Below are 18581 nucleotides of genomic sequence, written 5' to 3' on the forward strand. Positions count from 1 at the left end.
GGCCGTGACCGCGGCCAGGATAGCACCGTCACCCCCGATGCGCCGGACCCGATGACCCTTTCCCGGACCAGTTCGCTCTTCCTGTCCTCCGCCCGCAGCCGGGAGGAGCTGGACCGCGACTACAGCCCCAGCCTCTTCGTGGATTCCCTGCCGGCGGTGATCGGGGACTGGGGGCGGCGCACCGCCCTGGTCAAGGCCCGCCACGCCGGACGCCTGCGCTCCGACCTGGCCTATGGACCGCACCCGCGCGAAAGGATCGACTATTTCCGCGCGGCGAATCCCTCCGGCGCGCTGCTGGTCTATCTGCATGGCGGCTTCTGGCAGCATGTCTCGAAGGAGGAATCCGGCTTCCTCGCCCCCGGCTGGGTGGAGGCGGGCGTCGATGTCGCCGTGATGGACTATGCCCTGGCGCCGGAGGTCACGCTGCCCGCCATCGTGGCGCAGGCGCGGCGCGGCCTGTCCTGGCTGCTCTCCGAGGCCGCCACCCTGGGCTTCGATCCGGGGCGGGTGGTGGTGGCGGGGCATTCGGCGGGGGCGCATCTCGCCGCCATGACCCAGATCGGCGCGGCGGTGCCGCTGCGCGGCCTGGCGCTGCTGTCCGGCGTCTTCGAACTGGAGCCGGTCCGGCGAAGCTATGTCAACGAGGCCGTGGGCATGGACGAGGCGGCGGCGGCGGCGCTCAGCCCGGCGCGCCAGGACCCCGCCCGCCCGCTGCCCCTGCTGGTCGCGGTGGGCGAGCGCGAGCCTGTCGCCTTCCAGGAGCAGGGCCGCCTGCTGGCCTGGAACTGGCGCGAGGCCGGCTGCCCGGTGGAGTGGCGGCTCCTGCCGCGTCACACGCATTTCAGCCTGCTGGACGATGCGGGCGACCCGTCCTCGCCCCTGGGCCGGGGCATCGCGGAACTGCTGGGCATGGAGGAGAGGCGATGAGACAGGAGATCGATGCGGGCCTGCCGGAGCCGCGGCAGCCCTTCGCCTGGGCGATCCGCAGCGGCGGGCTGATCTTCACCACCCATGGCCCCGTGCGGCCGGATGGCACGATCCTCCAGGCGGGAATCCGGGAACAGGCCCGGCTGGCCCTGGAGAACCTGCGCCGGACGATGGAGCAGGCGGGGGGCAGCCTGGACGGCGTGGTGCAGGCCACCGTCTACCTGCTCGACGCGGCCGACATGGCCCCGGTGGACGAGGTCTATCGCGAATTCTTCCAGCCGCCTTATCCCAACCGGGCCAGCGTCGTGGTGGCCGGGCTGGTCGCGCCGGGCATGCGCTTCGAGATCCAGGCCATCGCCGCCCTGCCAGGCTGAGGCGCGGTCCGGCAGGGTGATGGCTTTCCGGTTGCGCTCCATGTTTGGCGTTGCTCTGTCCCCGGGGGACAAGGCTCCGCCTTTTCCCCCGCACCCCCTTATCCGCCAGGACCCTGCGGGCCCTGGACCCGGTGAGTTGGCTCTTGCTGACGCCGGATCGCGCCGGAGAGCATCGCTCTCCGGCGGACCGCCGGTGCCACCAGCGCGGACACGGTGTCCTTCTTTTCGGGAGCCCCGCCTCTCCACCTGCTCCCAGGGACCAAGCCCCAGGATGACGGTCACCACGGGAACCCACGAAAGCCCGGGGTCCGGGGACCGGCTTCGGTCCCCGGCGGAGAGGGGGTCCGGGCGGAGAGGCGGCGCCTCTCCCCCGGGGACCGGCCACGGAGCGGAACGGTCACGGCCCGCCGAATCCCTCGGGCCCCAGCAGGAAGCGAAGCCCGTGGCTCAGCGCCACCGGCACGGCGGAGATATGCGTCTCCCGGGGCAGGCACTCGAACTCCACCCGCGCGGCCGGGCCGAAGCGGCGGGCGATGGTGTCGGCTATCGTCCGGGCGTTCCCCACCATGGCGCGGGAGGCGCGGCGGCGGTCGGTGGCTTCGCGGTCCGGCAGGGTGTCCTCCCAGGGGGCCAGCGCCTCCTCCCATTCCCCGACGCCGATCCAGGCCCGGGGCGCCAGGCCGTTGCCCTTCCGGGATTCCAGCCCGGCCATGAGGCGCGGCCGGTTCCACCAGACCGAGGGGCTGATCGCGAGATAGGCGGAGAAGCAGGCCGGGTCCTGCGCCAGCACGTCGAGGGCGAAGAAGCCCGCCAGGGAGTGGCCGATGATCGCCTGCCGCGCCGGGTCCAGCGGATGGCGCGCGGCGACCAGCGGCTTCACCTGTTCCTGCAGGAAGGCCAGGAAGGCATTCCGCCCGCCGGTGGGGGGGCCGCTCGGGGCGCCGCGCCCGGGGCCCTCCACCGAGGGGCCGGGCGTGTAGTCCAGGCTGCGCCGCAGACGGTCCAGCGGCTGGTCGGTCGGATAGGCGATGCCCGCCACGACGGCCGGGCACAGGCGCGACACGCCGGGGCGGAAGCTGCCCTGCCGCAGCAGGTCCGCCACGGTGCCGAAGCAGAGATTGGCATCCAGCAGGACCAGGAGCGGGAAGCCCTCCGGAGGCGGGGGTGCCTGCGGGACGGACAGGAAGATGCGATAGGCACCCGAGGGGCCGTCCAGCGCCAGCGCTGTGGTCCCGGGCAGGCTGACCTCGGCCATGCTCGTCGTGAACTCCTCGATCCCCGCCGCGCGGCGCGTTGCCCGCCCCCGGCCGCGGCGGAGGGGTTTTACGCGCGCATCGTCGCGCCGCCATCGACGTAGAGATCGGTCATGGTGATATGCCCGGCGCGGTCGGAAAGCAGGAAGACCACCGCCTCCGCGACATCCTCCGGCGTGGCGAGCTTGCCCAGCGGGATGCCGGTCTTGAAGGCTTCCGGCACACCCGCGATCACCCGCGCCGCGCCGTCCGCATCCGACCACATCCCCGTCTGCATCGGCGTGAGCGTCGAGCCGGGAGCCACGATGTTGCAGCGGATGCCGTGGGGCGCCAGTTCCAGCCCCAGGCAGCGGGTGAACATGGTCGCCGCCGCCTTGGAGGCCGCATAGGCCGCCATGGCATGGCGCGGGATGCCGGCGGCATTGGAGCTGACGGTGACGAGGCTGCCGCGCCCCCGCGGCTGCATCCGCCGGGCCAGGGCGCGGGAGATGTGGAACACACCTTCCGCGTTCACCGCGAAGACGCGGCGCCATTCGGCATCCGTGGTCTCCGTGACCAGGGTGGTGGAGAGCACGCCCGCGACGCTCGCGCCGAGATCGACCGGCCCCCAGTCGCGCTCCACCCGCTCCACCAGCGCCTCCACCGCGGCGCTGTCGGTGACGTCCAGGGCCTCGGCCCGGATGTTCTCGCCGGGGGCGATGGCGGCGGGGTCCAGGTCGGTGGCGACGACGCGCGCGCCCTCCTCCCGCAGGGCCCGCACCACGGCGGCGCCGATGCCGCCGCCGGCGCCTGTGACCAGGGCGATGCGTCCCGCTATTCCGCTGCCGCGCATCCGCTTCCTCCTTCCGTCTCGAAACGGGCCATCCGCTCGGCCAGGAGCGGGGCGATCCGCGCCACGATGCGCTCGCCCACGAGCTCCTGGTGCAGCGCCGGCATGTCCAGCACCTCCAGCCGGGTCGCGTAGGGACGCCAGAGCTCAGGCCGGATCTCCAGCCGCGCCTGATGGTCCCGCGCCGCCCGGACATGGGTCAGCCGCCCGTCGAAACGGCCATGAACATGGCCGCGCACCAGGCGGTTGTTCGACTGCACCACGCGCACCACGCCATCCAGCGCTGCTTCCGGCAGGCGCCCCAGCGGGCTGTCGCCTCGGCGCAGGAACTCCGTCACCGCCTCCCGCGTCAGCACGAGACCGGGCGGCAGGCGCTCCGGATCGTGCCCGGCGATGGCCAGCAGGGCGCGGAGACCGCCTTCCGGTCCGGGATCGGGCTGGTCGCGCCACACATCCGCCGGATAGGCGTCGAGCAGCGCCACCAGCCCCACCGGATGGCCCAGCGCCCGCAGCCGCACCGCCATGGCCTGGGCGATGATGCCGCCCACCGACCAGCCGAGGAGATGCACCACGCCTTCTTCCCCCTCGGCCGGCTGTACCGCCAGGATGCGCGCGACATAGTCGGCGGCCAGCGCATCGAGACTTTCGGGCGGGGGCTGCGATGCCTCCAGCGCCGGGGCCTGGAGGCCATAGACCACACGGCGCGGCGAAAGGGCGCGGGCCAGGGTGCCGTAGCACCAGGAGATGCCGCCCGCCGGATGCACCACGAAGAGGGGCGGCAGGGCGGGATCGCCATCCGAAAGGCGGATCAGCGGCCCCAGCCCGGTATCGGCGACGCGCGCGCCCTCGTCGATCACCCGGGCCAGCGCGGCCACGGCCGGATGCTCGAAGATCGCGCCCAGCCCGGGGTCCCAGCCCCATTCCTCACGGATGCGGAGGGTCATCTCCACCGCCAGCAGGGAATGGCCGCCCAGGGCGAAGAAGTCGTCCTCCGCCCCGACGCGCGGCAGGCCCAGCGCCTCGGCGAAGAGGGCGGCGAGGCGGCGCTCGGTCTCCGTGACGGGCTCGCGTCCGGTCTCGCCGCCATAGTCCGGCGCCGGCAGGGCGCGGCGGTCCAGCTTTCCGCTGGCATTCACCGGCAGCGCCTCCAGCGCCACGAAGGCGGCGGGCAGCATGTAGTCCGGCACGCGCGCCGCCACATGGGCGCGCACCGCCTCCGCCGCATAGCCCTCGCCCGGAACGAGATAGGCGACGAGGCGCCGGTCGCCCGGCCTGTCCTCCCGCGCCACGACGCGGCCCTGCGCCACGCCCGGCGCGGTGGCGAGCACGGCCTCGATCTCGCCCAGCTCGATGCGCAGGCCCCGCAGCTTCACCTGGTCGTCGGCGCGGCCATGGAACAGGATCGCCCCGTCCGCGCGCAGGCTGGCAAGGTCGCCGGTGCGGTACATCCGCTCGCCCGGATGGAAGGGGTCGGGAAGGAAGGCGCCTTCCGTCAGGTCGTCGCGGCCGAGATAGCCGCACGCGAGCTGCCGCCCGGCGATGAAGAGCTGCCCCGTCACGCCCGGCGGCAGCGGGCGCAGCGACTCGTCCAGCACGTAGAGCCGGGTGTTCCAGACGGGAAAGCCGATCGGCACGGGGCGGGAGCGGTCCTCAGGCCCGGCGGGCCAGAAGGAGACATCCACCGCCGCCTCGGTCGGGCCGTAGAGGTTGTGCAGCTCGGACCGCAGCGTGGCGTGGAAGCGGTCGCGCAGCTCGGGCGGCAGCGCCTCGCCGGAGCAGAAGACGCGGGCCGGCGATAGGCCCCGCGCCGTCGGCTCGGCCAGGAAGGCGGCGAGCATCGAGGGCACGAAATGCGCCGTGGTGATCCCGCCGTCCCGGATCAGCGCCGCCAGCGCCGCGGGGTCCTTGTGCGCGCCGGGCGGGGCCATCACCAGCGTGGCGCCGCTGAGCAGCGGCAGGAAGAACTCCCAGACCGAGACGTCGAACGTCATTGGCGTCTTCTGCAGGATGCGGTCGCCCGGGCCGAAGCCGTAGTGCTGCCGCATCCATTCCAGGCGGTTCACGATGGCCCGGTGCCCGACCATCACGCCCTTGGGCTCGCCGGTGGAGCCGGAGGTGTAGAGCAGATAGGCGAGGTCGCCAGGCTCCGGGCCGGGCGGCAAGGATGCCTCGCTGTCCAGGTGCCAGGATTCCGGCGGCAGGCAGGCCAGGCCCTCCAGCGCCGGCTGCCCCGGGGGCGCCAGGGCCAGCACCGGTTGCGCGGAGGCCAGGATACGGGCGATGCGCGCGGGCGGGTGCGAAAGGTCCAGCGGCAGATAGGCCGCCCCGGCGCGGAGGATCGCCACCAGCGCGATCTCCAGCGCCAGCGACCGTTCCAGTGCCACGGCGACGACGCGGCCCGGCCCGGCACCCCGCGCGCGCAGTTCCAGCGCCAGGGCACGGCTGCGGCGCTCCAGCTCCGCATAGGTGAGGCGACGGCCCTCGCCCTCCAGCGCGATGGCCCCGGGCGTCTCGGCCATCCGGCGCTCGATCAGCGCGGCCAGCGTCGTGTCGGGCACGGGATGGGCGGTGGCGTTCAGCGTGCGGAGCGCCCAGGCGGCCTCGGCCGGCGTGGCGGTCGGCACATCGGCCAGCTTGTCCGCGCCCAGGGCGGCGCCCAGGAAATGCACCAGCCGCTCCGCATGCGCCGCAAGCGCCGCTTCGTCGTAGAGGGCGGGGTTGGCCTCCAGCTCCAGCCGCAGCCGGCTGGCGCGCGCATCGCCGCGCAGGGTGATGGTGATGTCGTCCACCGGCCCGGTGCCGAGGATCTCGATCTCCGTGGCGAGGCCCGGGAAGTCCGGCGCCTCCTCGAAGGGCAGGATATTGACCAGGGCGCCGTAGAGCCGGCGCCCGGCACCGATCCGCCCGAGGTCGCGGCGGATCTGCTCGCCGCGATAGCGCCCGTGGCGCCGCGCCTTGGCGAAGCGCTTCGCGGAGGCGGCCAGGAACTCGTCGAGCGGCGCGTCCTCCGGCACCGGCAGGCGCACGGGGAGGACATTCATCAGCATGCAGGGCAACCGCGCCGCCGGGCTGCCGAGGCGGCTCATGAAGCCCAGCCCGATCGCCGCCTCCCCGCCCCCGGCATGGCGGCGGAGATAGGCGCCGATCAGGGCGGACAGGATGTCCGGCCAGGGCAGCGAGGTGACCTCCGCCCGCGCGCGCAGCCGCTCCACCACGCCGCCCTCCACGGCGCGGGCGAGGCGGATGGCGTGGTGGCCGGAAGGGGCGGCGCCGGGGACGAGGCTCGCCACCTCGCCCAGCCCCGCCATCGCCTCGCGCCAATAGGCGGCATCGGCCTCGCGCCTCGGCGAGGCGCGATAGACGGCATCCTCGCCCAGCGCGGCCTCCAGCCCCGGCGGCGGCGATCCCACCTCCGGCCCGCCGAGGCGCTCGGCATAGAGGGCGGCGGTGCGGCGGGTGATCAGCTCGGTGCCGAAGGCATCCACCGCCAGGTGGTGCACGCGCTGGTACCAGAGATGCCGCTCCGGTCCGAGGCGGTAGATGCGCTCCGCCGCCAGCGCCTCGCCCTTCAGGCCGCGCGGCGTGTCCATGTCGTGGCGCATGGCGGCACGGGCCTTGGCCTCGCCCTCCGGATCGCCGGACAGGTCGATGACCTTCACCTCCGGGCGCAGTGCGGGATCGATGGCCTGCACCGGCTGCCCGTCGCGTTCCTCGAAGCGCAGACAGAGCGCCTCGGACTCCGCCACGGCCTGGGACAGCGCGGCGCGGAAGGCGCCGAGGTCGAGCTTCCCGTGCAGGGCGATGAACTGACCGGTGTTGAAGACCGGGTTCTGCGGGTCCAGGCGCTGTGCGTACCAGAGTCCGGCCTGGGCTTCGGTCAGCCCCAGCCAGGACAGGGGCGGCTGGGGGGCCGTGCCCATCTCAGCCCCCGGCCTGCGCCTTCTGGCGGCGCTCCACGATCGCCCACCAGGTGTTCAGCGTCAGCTCCTCGGCGAACTCGCCGAAATCCAGCGACAGGCCGCGCTCGCTCCAGAGCAGGAGAAGGTTCATCGCCCGCATGGAATCGAGGCCCAGGTCGATCAGGCTGTCATCATCGCCGATCTCCGACGGGTCCTCGTGCAGCAGGCGCGCGATATCGGCGCGCATGCCCTCCCTGGTCAGCGGGGCGTGGCTCACAGGACCTCCAGGATCTGCGTGGTGGTCATCGGCACGCCGCAGACATCGGCGACGTAGCGCAGCGCCATGTCGTGCTTCTCGCGCGAGAAATCGGCCACCGCATCGGCGGCGTAGAAGGGCTCGATATCGCGCATGAAGGCCTCCGCCGCCGTCAGCAGGCAGCCGATATGCGCGTAGATGCCGCAGACGATGATCTGGTCGCGGCCGCGCGCGCGCATCAGCGTTTCCAGGTTGCTGCGCTGGAAGGCGCTGTAGCGATGTTTCACCAGCACGAAATCGTCCGGCTGCGGCGCCAGCTCGTCCAGGATCGGCTGATGGTCCTGCGACCAGCTCATGCCCCGGCCCCAGAGATCGGCCTGCAGCCCGCGGTCGCGCCGGTCCTGGTCGCCTTCCTGCGCCGTGTAGAAGACGGGGATGCCGGCCCGGCGCGCCTTGGCGGCCAGGGCGTGGATATTGGCCAGCACCGGCTCGATCGGCGGTTCGTCGGGCGTAAAGGGGCCGACGAAATAGCGCTGCATGTCATGCACCAGCAGCGCGGCGCGGTCGCGCTCCAGCCGCCAGGGCGCGCGCGGCGCGGGAAGCTCCTCCGCGCGCGGCAACGGATAGGCGGGGATGCGCGGCAGGCCCTTGGCACTCGACATCACGATTCCTGCTGTTCCAGGAACTGCGCGCGCAGCCGGGCGCGCAGCTCCTTGCGGCTGATCTTCAGCGCCGCGGTGGTGGCGAAGCGTTCCACGAAGACGACCTGGTCCGGCACCTTGAAATCGGCGATGCCGCGGCTCCGCATCCAGGCCTTCAGCGCCGCCGGCTTCGGCCTCTCCCCTTGCGGGATCACGAAGGCGCAGATGCGCTCGCCCAGATAGGGGTCAGGCACGGAGACGATGGCGGCGTCGAAGACGTTCGGATGCGCCAGCAGATGGTCCTCCACCTCCTCGGCCGAAATCTTCTCGCCGGCGCGGTTGATGTGGTCGCCCGCCCGGCCCTGCACCTCCAGATAGCCGCCCGGCAGGCGGCGCACGATATCGCCGGTGCGGTAGTAGCCGTCCCCGGTGAAGGAGCGCGCATTCGCCGCGTCGTCGTTGTGGTAGGCGCGGATCGTATAGGGGCCGCGCGTCAGCAGGTGCCCGGGCTCGCCCTCCGGCACCGGCTCGCCGGCATCGTCCACGATCAGCACCTCGTCATCCGGGCTGATCGGGCGGCCCTGGGTGTTGACGATGATCTCCTCGGGATCGTCGAGGCGGGTGTAGTTCACCAGCCCCTCCGCCATGCCGAAGACCTGCTGCAGCGTGCAGCCGAGCGTGGCGCGCACGCGCTTCGCCCCCTCCGGCGTGAATTTCGCGCCGCCGACCAGCAGCACCTTGAGGCTGCCGAGGTCGTGCTTCGTGTTCGGCGCCGCCTGCATCCAGAGCAGCGCGAGCGGCGGCACGAGGCCGGTGATGGTCACACGCTCCCGCGCGATGATCGGAAAGGCGGTCTCGGGGCTCGGATTGGGGCTCAGCACCACCCGCGCGCCGGCATGGAGCGCGCCCATATGGCCGGGCGAGCTCATCGGAAAATTATGCGCCGCCGGCAGGGCCACGAGGAAGACGCTTTCCGCCGTGACGCCGCAGATCCCGTTGCTGGCGCGAAAGCTGTAGATGTAGTCGTCATGCGTGCGCGGGATCAGCTTCGACAGCCCGGTGCTGCCGCCGGAGATCTGCAGGAAGGCGACCGAGGACGGATCCGGATCGGCGGGCAGGCCGCCCACCACGTCGCGCGGCTCGGCCACGCAATCCTCCAGCGCGGTGAATTCCTCCGCCGCGCCGATGATGACCACATGCCCCACCGCCGGCACTTCCGCGCGCAGCGCCCGCGCCAGGGTGCGGTAGTCGAAGCCGTCCGCCCGCTCCATGGTGACATAGCCCCGTGCCTCGGCACGGCGGGCGAAATGCGCGATCTCGGTGATGCGGTGCGCCGGCAGGGCATAGACCGGGATCATCCCGGCGCGGAACAGGCCGAAGACCACGGAGAAGAACTCCGCGACATTGCCGATCTGCACCACCACCCGGTCGCCGGGGCGCAGGCCCAGCCTCAGGAAGCCCGCCGCGTGGCGCTCCGCCCGCTCCCAGAGATGGCGATAGGTCCAGTGCCGTGCGCCGTCCACGATGGCCACCGCGTCCGGATGCTCCGCCGCGCGCTGGCGCAGAAAGCCGGGGAAGGTCTCGCCGCGCCAGTAGCCCGCCTCGCGGTAGCGCCGGGCGAATGCCTCCGGCCATTCCTGGCGCAAGGGGGCCACGGGGGGGATCATGCATCGAACTCCTGCCCTGGCGGCACGCCCAGGGCATTCAACATGGCGCGGAACTTGGCCGCGGTCTCGCGCGCCTCGGCCTCCGGATCGGAGCCCGGCACGATGCCGGCCCCGGCATAGAGCCGCGCCCGGTTCCCGGCAATCTGGGCGCAGCGGATGGAGACATGCCAGGCGCCATCCCCGTCGCGGTCGCACCAGCCCACCGCCCCGGCGTAGAAGTCCCGGTCATGGCCTTCCAGCGCCTGGATGCGCTCCGCCGCCCGGTCGCGCGGCACGCCGCAGACGGCGGGGGTGGGGTGCAGCAGCGCGGCGAGGTCGGCGGCGGAGGTATCGGGGTCCTTCAGCTCGCCCTCGATGCGGGTGCCGAGATGCCACATGCTGCGGGTGGCGGTGACGGTGGTGCCCTCCGGCGCGGCGAGGTTCCGGCAATGCGGGCCCAGCATGTCGAGGATGAACTCCGCCACCAGCGCATGTTCCCGCCGGTCCTTGCCCGAACGGCCCAGCGCCTCGGCGGCGGCGCGGTCGGCCGCCGGATCGGCCTCCCGCCGCGCGGAGCCGGCCAGGGGATGCGACAGGACGGCACGGCCCCGGCGGGCGACCAGCAGCTCCGGCGTCGCTCCGGCCAACAGGCGCGGCGTGCCGCCCCCGGCGGGCGGCAGCGGCACCAGGAAGGCGGTGACGGCCGGGTCGGTGTCCAGCCGGCGCAGCAGGGCCTCCGGGTCGATGTCCCGGTCCGCCGTGGCGAGGAGGCGGCGCGACAGGACCAGCTTGGCCAGGGCAGGCTCCGCCGCCATGGCCTCCAGCGCGCGGGAGACGGAGGCGGCATAGACGGCCGCCGATGGCTCCGGACGCAGGGACCAGCGCGGGGCGACCGCGTCGGGCGGGGCGGCAGCCCCGGCGGGTTCCGCCACCCGCCGGGGCGCGGTCAGGTAGTCCGGGGCGGCGCGGTCGAAAGGCAGCGCGCCGGCCAGCAGCGGGGCCTCCGGCTGCGCACGGAAGAAGCCGCGCACGCGCTCGCCCAGCGTCGCCGCCGGGCCGCGCGGCAACAGGCCGGCCATCCCGTCCCCCCGCAGGCGCCGCCGCCCGGACAGGAAGGCGAAGCCCGTGGCCCGCCCAGCGGAGGCGGCGGACGGGGAAGCCCCGCCCTCCGCCGGGATCGATCCGTCCCCCATCACCCGTCCCCGCCGCTCAGGGCTTGATGATGGTGACGGTGTCGCCGTTCGGGTCCTCGACCGGCGGCTGGCCGCGCGGCGACATCTTCGCCTTGTTGGTGACATAGGCAAAGTTGGTGCGCGGATCGACGGCGACCGTGTTGGGATGCGTGCCGGTGGCGAGGCTGGCGAGCACCGACAGGCTCTTGCCGTCGATCACGCTGACCGTACCAGCGCCGCGGTTGGCGACATAGATCAGGCCGTTGTTGGGCGACAGGGTGATGCCCAGCGCTCCCTCGCCGGTCTTGACGGTGTTCAGCAGCTTGCCGTCCGCGGCGTTCAGCACGGTCACGTCGCCGCTGCCCTGGTTGGTGACCAGCAGGCGGCCATTGGCGGCATCGAAGACGAGGTTGGCCGGCCTCTCGCCGCCGGAGGCGAAGCGGCGCTTCACGGCGCGGCCGGCGAGGTCGATCTCGACGATCTCGTTATCTCCCATGGCCGCGGCGAAGAGGCGCTTGCCCGCCTTGTCCAGCGCCAGGCCGGAGATGCCGCCCTTCAGGTCGCCAACCGTGCCGGCCACCTTCTTCGTCGCGCCGTCGATGATCCAGACCGCGCTGGGCTTCTCCTTCGCGCCGAAGGCGGAGGCGTAGACGGTGTTGCTGTCCTCGTCCACCAGCACCTGGCGCAGATGCGCACCCTCGCCCTCGCTGATCTTCACCGCGCTGTTGTCGCGCAGGTCGATGGCGGAGACGGAGCCGCTGCGGGTGTTGGTGGTGTAGAGCGTCTGCGTCCTGTTGTTCAGCGCGAGGCCGAAGGCCGGCTCGTCCCGCAGCTCGATGGCGGAGCTCGCCTCCAGCGTCACGGGATCCAGCACCATGATGCTGGCGTCGTTGGCGCCCCGCTGGCCGGCCGCGGCGACATAGACGCGATTGGTGGTCGGGTTCACCACGATCTCGTAGAGGCCCGGCGCGATGCGGCGGTTGCCGCCGATCGCCGGCGCGGCGAAGGCCGGGGCGATGCGGCTCATCACGGCGGCCGAGGTCACCAGGCCCAGCAGGGAACGCCGCGAAAGCCCGAAAGGAGCCGGAAGCGTCGTCGGGTGCGTCATCATGCGTGGTTCCGTCCGCTGATCCTGATGGACGACCGGTAAGGTCGGCCCTTGTGCGCGCGGATGAACCCAGACCCACGTTCGCTCGCGGCCGGTCATGCCCCGGAAAGAGGGCCCATCCACTCGGAGGCGCGTTTTAATGAGAACCACTCGCACTAACAAGGGCCCTGATGGAAACCCTCCCGCCCTGGGTCGATCCTGGCGGCAGAACCAGGGCCGGTCCGGGAAGTGCCACCCGGGAAAGTGATCCTGCGGGCGGCGGGCTCTCTGGCTGTTCCGCTTCCTGATCGGTCCCCTGGGGAGAGGCTCTGCCTCTCCCGCCAGCCCGCTCTCCGCCAGGGACCGAAGCCGGTCCCCGGACCCCGGGCTTGAGTCGGTTTCCGTGGCTGCCGTCAGACCGAAGGGTTGCTTCCCGGGAGCAAGTGGAGACGCAGGGCTCCCGAAGAAGAAAGAAAAGCACCCTGCCTGCGCTGGCGGTACTGGCAGTCGCCGGAGAGCGTGGCTCCCCGGCGCGCCCCCGGCGTAAGGCGGACGGGTGTGTCAGACCGGGCGGCGCAGGTCCAGGGTGCGCGGATGCTCCAGCCCGACCGAGAGCACCGGCTCCGCCATCGGCCCGGGCGTATGGCCGAAGGCGAAGAAGCGGGTGCGGCGGCGGGCCTCGGCCTCGTTCGCATTGACTGGCCGGGTGTCGTAGTTGCGGCCGCCGGGGTGGGAGACATGATGCGTCAGCCCACCCAGGGAACGCCCGGTCCAACGGTCGTAGATGTCGAAGACCAGCGGCGACTGCGCCCGCACCGTGGGATGCAGCGAGGAGGGCGGGTTCCAGGCCTTGAAGCGCACGCCGCCGACATACTCGCCCTGCCGCTCCGTCGCGGTGAGGGGCACGGCGCGGCCGTTGCAGGCCAGGATGAAGCGTTCGTCCACCCAGCCGCTGACGCGCGCCTGCACCCGTTCCGGCGAGCTGTCCACATAGCGCACCGTGCCGCCGATGCCGGGTTCCTCGCCTAGGGAATGCCAGGGTTCGAGGGCATAGCGCAGGTCGAGGTTCATGCCGCGCAGCGAGACTTCGCCGATCTGCGGGAAGCGGAACGCGAAATGCGGCCGGAACCACTCCAGGTCGAGCGGCGCGCCAAGGCCGCGCAGCTCCTCCAGCGCGTCGCGGAAATCCTCTTCCACGAAATGCGGCAGCATGAAGTCGTCATGCAGCCGCGTGCCCCAGCGGACCAGCCGGCGCTCGTAGGGGCGCTGCCAGAAGGCCGCGATGCAGGCCCGCATCAGCAGGATCTGCGCCGCCGACATCTGGTGGTGCGGCGGCATCTCCAGCGCGCGGTACTCCACCAGCCCGAGCCGGCCGGAGGAACTTTCCGGCGCGTACATCTTGTCGATGCAGAACTCGGTGCGGTGCGTGTTGCCCGTCATGTCCGCGAGGATGTTGCGGAACAGCCGGTCGGTCAGCCACGGCGGCGTGGGCCGGTCGCGCGACACCTCGCCGAAGGCGATCTCCAGCTCGTTCACGCTGTCCTCCCGCGCCTCGTCCACGCGCGGGTGCTGCGAGAAGGGGCCGATGAAGAGGCCGCTGAAAAGATAGGAGAGGCTGGGGTGGTTGTGCCAGAAGCCCAGCATCGACTTCAGCAGGTCGGGCCGGCGCAGGAAGGGGCTGTCCGCCGCGCGCTCGGCCCCCATCACCACGTGGTTGCCGCCGCCGGTGCCGACATGGCGGCCGTCGAGCAGGAACTTCTCGGCGATCAGCCCGATCTGCCGCGCCTCCTCGTAGAGCTGCTCGGAACGCTCGATATGCTCGTTCCAGCTCGCCGAAGGATGCACGTTCACCTCGATCACGCCCGGGTCCGGGGTGACGGAGAAGGACAGCAGGCGCGGGTCGCGCGGCGGCGGATAGCCTTCCAGGAAGACCTTGCGGCCGAATTCGGCAGCGGTGTCCTCGACGGCGGCGCAGAGGTCGAGCCAGTCCTCGGCCTCGGTGAGCGGCGGGAAGAAGACGTGCAGGATGCCGCCGCGCGCCTCGACGGTGAGCGCGGTGCGGACGACATCCGGCTCCTCGCGTCCCACCTCCGGCCGCCAGTCCGCCGCCGGGGGCGTGTAGCCGTTGCCGCTGCCATTGCCGCCGAGGCCAAGCCCGCGGGTTCGCGGCAGCGGGCCGGGATCGCTGGCATAGGGCCCCTCCAGCCCGTCGCCGCCACCGGGTCCGGCGACGCGCTGGCCCAGCGGGCCGAAGGGCGCCGCGCCGGGGCCGCCATTGCCGCCGCGGCCGACATGCTGCACCGGCTGCCCGGCATGGCGCGGATGCGACGGCAGGGTGCCGAGCGGGGCGAAGGGGTCGCGCTCCACCTCCAGCGGCCGCCGGCCGTCGCTGACCCAGGGCAGGCTCTGCAGCGGCAGGCGGAAGCCGATGGAGCTGTCGCCCGGCACCAGGAAGATATGGTCGCCGCGCATGAACCAGCGGCCGGACTGCCAGCGCTTCACCCCGTCCATCGCGATGCGGCGCAGCGGCAGCACGCTGCCGGCCTCGGCGTTCAGCCCCTGGCCATAGACGCGGGCGAGGCGTTCGCGCTCCAGCGGGTCCTTGAGCTTCGCATCCTCGGCGATGACATTGGCGGGCAGCCGGTGCTCCCGCCACAGGTAGTAGTGGATGTCCTCATGGGCGCCCTGGACCAGCGAGGGGTCCACCTGCAACCGCTCCGCCAGCGCCTGGCCGAAGCGCCTCGCATCCGCGGCGGTGGCGTCGTCGCGGTCGTCATCCGATGCCAGCAGGGAGGGGTCGGTCCAGACCGGCTCGCCGTCCTTGCGCCAGTGGCAGTGCAGCGCCCAGCGCGGCAGCTGCTCGCCCGGATAGTGCTTGCCCACCGTGTGCTGCAGCACCATGCCCGGCGACCATAGCTCCGCCAGGCGACGGATCAGCCGCCCGGCATAGGCGCGCTTGGTCGGGCCCAGGGCGTCGGTGTTCCATTCGGCGCCGTCCATGTCGTCGGCGGCGATGAAGGTCGGCTCGCCGCCCATGGTCAGGCGCACGCCGCCGGCCTCCAGCTGCCGGTCCACCTCCCGCCCCGCCTGGAGGATGCCCTGCCATGCCGCCTCGGTGTAGGGGCGGGTGGTGCGCGGCGTCTCGGCCACGCGGGTCACGGACATGGAGAAGTCGAAGACGGTCTCGCACTTCTCGATCAGCCCGCTGATCGGCGCGGCCGAGGAAGGCTCCGGCGTGGCGGCGAGCGGGATATGCCCCTCCCCGGCCATCAGGCCCGAGGTCGCGTCGAAGCCGACCCAGCCGGCGCCGGGGAGATAGACCTCGCACCAGGCATGCAGGTCGGTGAAGTCGGCCTCCGGCCCGGCGGGGCCGGTGATGGACTTCACGTCGGCGGTGAGCTGGATCAGGTAGCCGGAGACGAAGCGGGCGGCGAAGCCCAGGTTGCGCAGGAGCTGCACCAGCACCCAGGCACTGTCGCGGCAGGAGCCCCGGGCATGGCCCAGCGTCTCCTCCGGTGACCAGACACCGGGCTCCATGCGCACGATATAGGCGATCTGCCCCTGGACCTTCTGGTTCAGCCCCACCAGCATGTCCACGGTGCGCTGCTCGGTCTTCGGCACTCCGTCGATCAGCGCCTGGAGCAGCGGCCCGGGCGTGTCCATGCGGCGATAGGGCGCCAGCTCCTCCGCCAGGACCGGGTCGTAGGCAAAGGGCCAGGTCTCGGCCTGGGGCTCCAGGAAGAAGTCGAAGGGGTTGATGGTCGCCATGTCGGCGACGAGGTCCACCGTCACGTCGAAATGCGTGACCCGTTCCGGAAAGACCACCCGGGCCTGGAAATTGCCCGACGGGTCCTGCATCCAGTTGATGAAATGCGGCTTGGGCTCGACCGTCAGGTTGTAGGAGACGATCGGCGTGCGCGCATGCGGCGCCGGCCGCAGGCGGATGGTCTGGGGGCCGAGATTGACTGGCCTGTCATAGCGGTAGGACGTGCGGTGGTTCAGCGCGACGTGCAGCGTCATGGACGGTCTCTCGGTGCGGCCTCGGAAAGAGGCTGTAGCAGACTTCCACCGCACAGCAAGAAACGGACCCGGCGGATGCCCTGGGCACCAAGCCTCCGGCGTTGCGCTGTCCCGGGGTCCGAGGCCCGGGGCCCGGGGGCCGGCTCGGTCCCCGGCGGAGTGGCGGGGCCGGGGGGAGAGGCGGCGCCTCTCCCCCCCGGAGGCGGGCTCGAAGCGCAACGCAGCCAGGAAAGGCCGCCGCCTCAGTCCGGGGCGCGGATCTCGTTGACCAGGGGTTCGCCGCGTTCGAAGGCGCTGATGCTGTCCAGCGTGGTCGCGCAGATCGTGCCGATCGCCTCGCGGGTGAAGAAGGCCTGGTGGCCGGTCAGCAGCACGTTGGGGAAGGAGACGAGGCGCTGGATCACGTCGTCGGCGATGATGTCGCTCGACAGGTCGCGGAAGAACAGGTCGGCCTCCTGCTCGTACACATCGATGGCCAGGCCACCCAGCAGGCCGTTCTTCAGCGCGCCGATGGCCGCGTTGGTGTCCACCAGCCCGCCGCGGCTGGTGTTCACCAGGATCAGCCCGGGCTTCACCACGGCCAGGCTGCCTTCGTTGATGATATGGCGGGTTTCGGGTGTCAGCGGGCAGTGCAGGGAAATGACGTCGCTTTCCCGCATCAGCTGGTCCACCGGGACATAGCGGCCGCCCAGCGCCTCGAACTCCGGGGCGGGATAGGCGTCGTAGCCCAGGACGGTGCAGCCGAAGCCGCGCATGATCCCGGCGAAGACCTTGCCGATCTTGCCGGTGCCGATCACCCCGACGGTGCGGCCGTGCAGGTCGAAGCCCATCAGCCCGTCCAGCTCGAAATTGCCGCCGCGGGTGCGTTCGTAGGCCCGGTGGATGCGGCGGTTCAGGGTCAGCAGCAGGCCGACCGCGAACTCTGCCACGGAATAGGGTGAATAGACTGTCACCCGGACCACTCGGATGCCTTGTTCCCGGGCAGCCTCCAGGTCGATCTGGTTGAAGCCGGTCGAGCGGGTGGCAACCAGCCGGGTGCCGCCCCTGGCCAGGGCAGCGAGCACCCCGGCATCCACCTGGTCGTTCACGAAGACGCTGACGGCCGGGTAGCCGGCAGCCAGGACAACCGTATCCGGCCCCAGCATCGCCTCCTGGAAGGTCAGCGCGTGGCCATGGCTGCGGTTGGCCTCGGTCAGCAGGACCCGGTCGTAGCGCTTGGCACTGAACACGGCGACTTTCATGGCGGGTTCCCCGGCGATGCCGGTAGGGTCGTCACGGACCGCCGCGAAGTCCAGCCGGAAAAGCCGTTGCCGGCCCGGTTCCTTCCGGAGGGCGAGCGGCCGGGACCGGCCCTCGTGGGGCCGACATGGCTCGCGTGGCGTTGGTCTCCACGCGGGCGCCGGCAAGGCGAGGTTGTGGCCGAATCGGTTCCAACCGCCTGTTCCGGCGATTTTCCCGGCAAAGCAGGCCCGGAATGCTTCCGGCAGCCATCACGAAACCGCGAAGAACGTGTCATTTATGAGATTAGGTCATGGAAAAGTTGTTGAAGCGCAAATCAGGCTAGAATTTTGGCTCGCCTCTCGGTATCGTCTCTTTAAATCGCTTGTCCAACGAAGCTGGAACGCGCCGGTGGGGCGCTTCCACCGGGCAACGTCGCGAATTCCGAGAGAGGTTCGGTTCATGGTCAGAAAAGCGGTCATCCTGTCAGGCGGCTACGGCACGCGCCTGATGGAAGAAACCGACACCCGTCCCAAGCCGATGGTGGAGGTAGGGGGCCGCCCGATCCTCTGGCACATCATGAAGATCTATGCCGCGGCGGGGATCACCGAATTCGTGATCCCGCTCGGCTACAAGGGTCACATGATCAAGCAGTACTTCGCCGACTACTACCTGCATGCCTCGGACCTGACGGTGGACCTGACCTCGGGCACGACCACCATGCTGCGGCACACGGCGGAGCCCTGGAAGATCACCCTGGTCGATACCGGCATCGAGACCATGACAGGCGGCCGCCTCCGCCGGGTGCGCGAGCATCTGGAGGGCGAAAGCTTCTGCATGACCTATGGCGACGGCGTCACCGACCTCGACGTCCGGCAGGCCGTCGCCTTCCACGAGGCCCATGGCCGCCACGCCACCGTCACCGCCGTGCCGCCGCCCGCCCGCTTCGGCTCGCTGGAGCTCGACGGCGACCGCGTGACCCAGTTCCGCGAGAAGCCGCTGGGCGACAACAACCTGATCAATGGCGGCTTCTTCGTGCTCGGGCCGGATGTGTTCCGCTACCTGGACGGCGATAGCACGATCTTCGAACGCACCCCCATGGAGGGCCTGGCCCGCGATGGCGAGCTCATGGCCTACAAGCACATGGGCTTCTGGTACTCGATGGACACGCTGAAGGACAAGAAGCACCTGGAGGAGCTCTGGGCCACCGGCCGGGCACCCTGGAAGGTCTGGTGAGAAGCGCAACGATGGACAACGTG

13 protein-coding genes are annotated in these 18581 nt (G+C 71.6%); 3 read left to right on the forward strand and 10 right to left on the reverse strand.

Annotated features, from left to right (window positions below):
• Window positions 1-51: 51 nt before the first annotated feature.
• Both BT98_RS0121365 and BT98_RS0121370 read left to right on the forward strand, forming a co-directional pair.
• Window positions 52-927, forward strand: coding sequence for an alpha/beta hydrolase (locus BT98_RS0121365; protein ID WP_019459301.1), 876 nt, complete (start codon window positions 52-54; stop codon window positions 925-927).
• Entirely contained in the window at window positions 924-1301 is a 378-nt protein-coding gene (locus BT98_RS0121370; RefSeq protein ID WP_019459302.1) for a RidA family protein, read from the forward strand. Before BT98_RS0121365 ends, BT98_RS0121370 begins: the two co-directional genes overlap by 4 nt.
• 397 nt (window positions 1302-1698) lie before the next feature.
• Here the strand turns inward: BT98_RS0121370 and BT98_RS0121375 are convergent, their stop codons facing one another.
• The 10 genes from BT98_RS0121375 to BT98_RS0121420 form a co-directional block, all read right to left on the reverse strand.
• On the reverse strand, window positions 1699-2556 hold the full coding sequence (locus tag BT98_RS0121375; RefSeq protein ID WP_019462240.1) for an alpha/beta hydrolase: 858 nt from the start codon (window positions 2554-2556) through the stop codon (window positions 1699-1701).
• 68 nt (window positions 2557-2624) lie between these two features.
• Window positions 2625-3386 (reverse strand): 2,3-dihydro-2,3-dihydroxybenzoate dehydrogenase, encoded by a 762-nt coding sequence (locus BT98_RS0121380; RefSeq protein WP_019462239.1) that lies wholly within the window; start codon window positions 3384-3386, stop codon window positions 2625-2627.
• A complete protein-coding gene (locus BT98_RS0121385; RefSeq protein ID WP_019462238.1) occupies window positions 3368-7303 on the reverse strand; it encodes a non-ribosomal peptide synthetase in 3936 nt (1311 codons plus the stop codon). Before BT98_RS0121385 ends, BT98_RS0121380 begins: the two co-directional genes overlap by 19 nt.
• A gap of 1 nt (window position 7304) precedes the next feature.
• Entirely contained in the window at window positions 7305-7559 is a 255-nt protein-coding gene (locus tag BT98_RS0121390) for a phosphopantetheine-binding protein (protein WP_019462237.1), read from the reverse strand.
• Window positions 7556-8200 (reverse strand): isochorismatase family protein, encoded by a 645-nt coding sequence (locus BT98_RS0121395; protein WP_019462236.1) that lies wholly within the window; start codon window positions 8198-8200, stop codon window positions 7556-7558. Before BT98_RS0121395 ends, BT98_RS0121390 begins: the two co-directional genes overlap by 4 nt.
• A complete protein-coding gene (locus BT98_RS0121400) occupies window positions 8200-9846 on the reverse strand; it encodes a (2,3-dihydroxybenzoyl)adenylate synthase (protein WP_019462235.1) in 1647 nt (548 codons plus the stop codon). Before BT98_RS0121400 ends, BT98_RS0121395 begins: the two co-directional genes overlap by 1 nt.
• A complete protein-coding gene (locus tag BT98_RS0121405) occupies window positions 9843-11018 on the reverse strand; it encodes an isochorismate synthase (RefSeq protein ID WP_019462234.1) in 1176 nt (391 codons plus the stop codon). The genes BT98_RS0121400 and BT98_RS0121405 overlap by 4 nt, the downstream gene beginning before the upstream one ends.
• Before the next feature lie 16 nt (window positions 11019-11034).
• A complete protein-coding gene (locus tag BT98_RS0121410) occupies window positions 11035-12108 on the reverse strand; it encodes a YncE family protein (protein WP_019462233.1) in 1074 nt (357 codons plus the stop codon).
• Window positions 12109-12645: 537 nt separating this feature from the next.
• Entirely contained in the window at window positions 12646-16104 is a 3459-nt protein-coding gene (locus BT98_RS0121415; RefSeq protein ID WP_019462232.1) for a transglutaminase family protein, read from the reverse strand.
• A gap of 242 nt (window positions 16105-16346) precedes the next feature.
• On the reverse strand, window positions 16347-17345 hold the full coding sequence (locus BT98_RS0121420; RefSeq protein ID WP_019462231.1) for a 2-hydroxyacid dehydrogenase: 999 nt from the start codon (window positions 17343-17345) through the stop codon (window positions 16347-16349).
• A gap of 439 nt (window positions 17346-17784) precedes the next feature.
• Here BT98_RS0121420 and rfbF point away from each other — a divergent pair, with 439 nt between their 5' ends.
• Window positions 17785-18558 carry a glucose-1-phosphate cytidylyltransferase gene (gene rfbF / locus BT98_RS0121425; RefSeq protein ID WP_019462230.1) on the forward strand — a complete coding sequence of 258 codons (774 nt, stop codon included), beginning with the start codon at window positions 17785-17787 and terminating at the stop codon, window positions 18556-18558.
• Window positions 18559-18581 lie beyond the last annotated feature (23 nt).

The organism is Roseomonas mucosa ATCC BAA-692 (assembly GCF_000622225.1).
Taxonomy (GTDB): Bacteria; Pseudomonadota; Alphaproteobacteria; order Acetobacterales; family Acetobacteraceae; genus Roseomonas; species Roseomonas mucosa.

Bases quoted from the DNA above. Each gene is read 5' to 3' on its own strand.
- BT98_RS0121405 (WP_019462234.1), bottom strand. From the start codon at position 11,018: ATGGGGGACGGATCGATCCCGGCGGAGGGCGGGGCTTCCCCGTCCGCC.
- BT98_RS0121400 (WP_019462235.1), bottom strand. From the start codon at position 9,846: ATGATCCCCCCCGTGGCCCCCTTGCGCCAGGAATGGCCGGAGGCATTC.
- BT98_RS0121420 (WP_019462231.1), bottom strand. From the start codon at position 17,345: ATGAAAGTCGCCGTGTTCAGTGCCAAGCGCTACGACCGGGTCCTGCTG.
- BT98_RS0121380 (WP_019462239.1), bottom strand. From the start codon at position 3,386: ATGCGCGGCAGCGGAATAGCGGGACGCATCGCCCTGGTCACAGGCGCC.
- BT98_RS0121365 (WP_019459301.1), top strand. From the start codon at position 52: ATGACCCTTTCCCGGACCAGTTCGCTCTTCCTGTCCTCCGCCCGCAGC.
- BT98_RS0121395 (WP_019462236.1), bottom strand. From the start codon at position 8,200: ATGTCGAGTGCCAAGGGCCTGCCGCGCATCCCCGCCTATCCGTTGCCG.
- BT98_RS0121370 (WP_019459302.1), top strand. From the start codon at position 924: ATGAGACAGGAGATCGATGCGGGCCTGCCGGAGCCGCGGCAGCCCTTC.
- BT98_RS0121415 (WP_019462232.1), bottom strand. From the start codon at position 16,104: ATGACGCTGCACGTCGCGCTGAACCACCGCACGTCCTACCGCTATGAC.
- rfbF (WP_019462230.1), top strand. From the start codon at position 17,785: ATGGTCAGAAAAGCGGTCATCCTGTCAGGCGGCTACGGCACGCGCCTG.
- BT98_RS0121375 (WP_019462240.1), bottom strand. From the start codon at position 2,556: ATGGCCGAGGTCAGCCTGCCCGGGACCACAGCGCTGGCGCTGGACGGC.
- BT98_RS0121385 (WP_019462238.1), bottom strand. From the start codon at position 7,303: ATGGGCACGGCCCCCCAGCCGCCCCTGTCCTGGCTGGGGCTGACCGAA.
- BT98_RS0121410 (WP_019462233.1), bottom strand. From the start codon at position 12,108: ATGATGACGCACCCGACGACGCTTCCGGCTCCTTTCGGGCTTTCGCGG.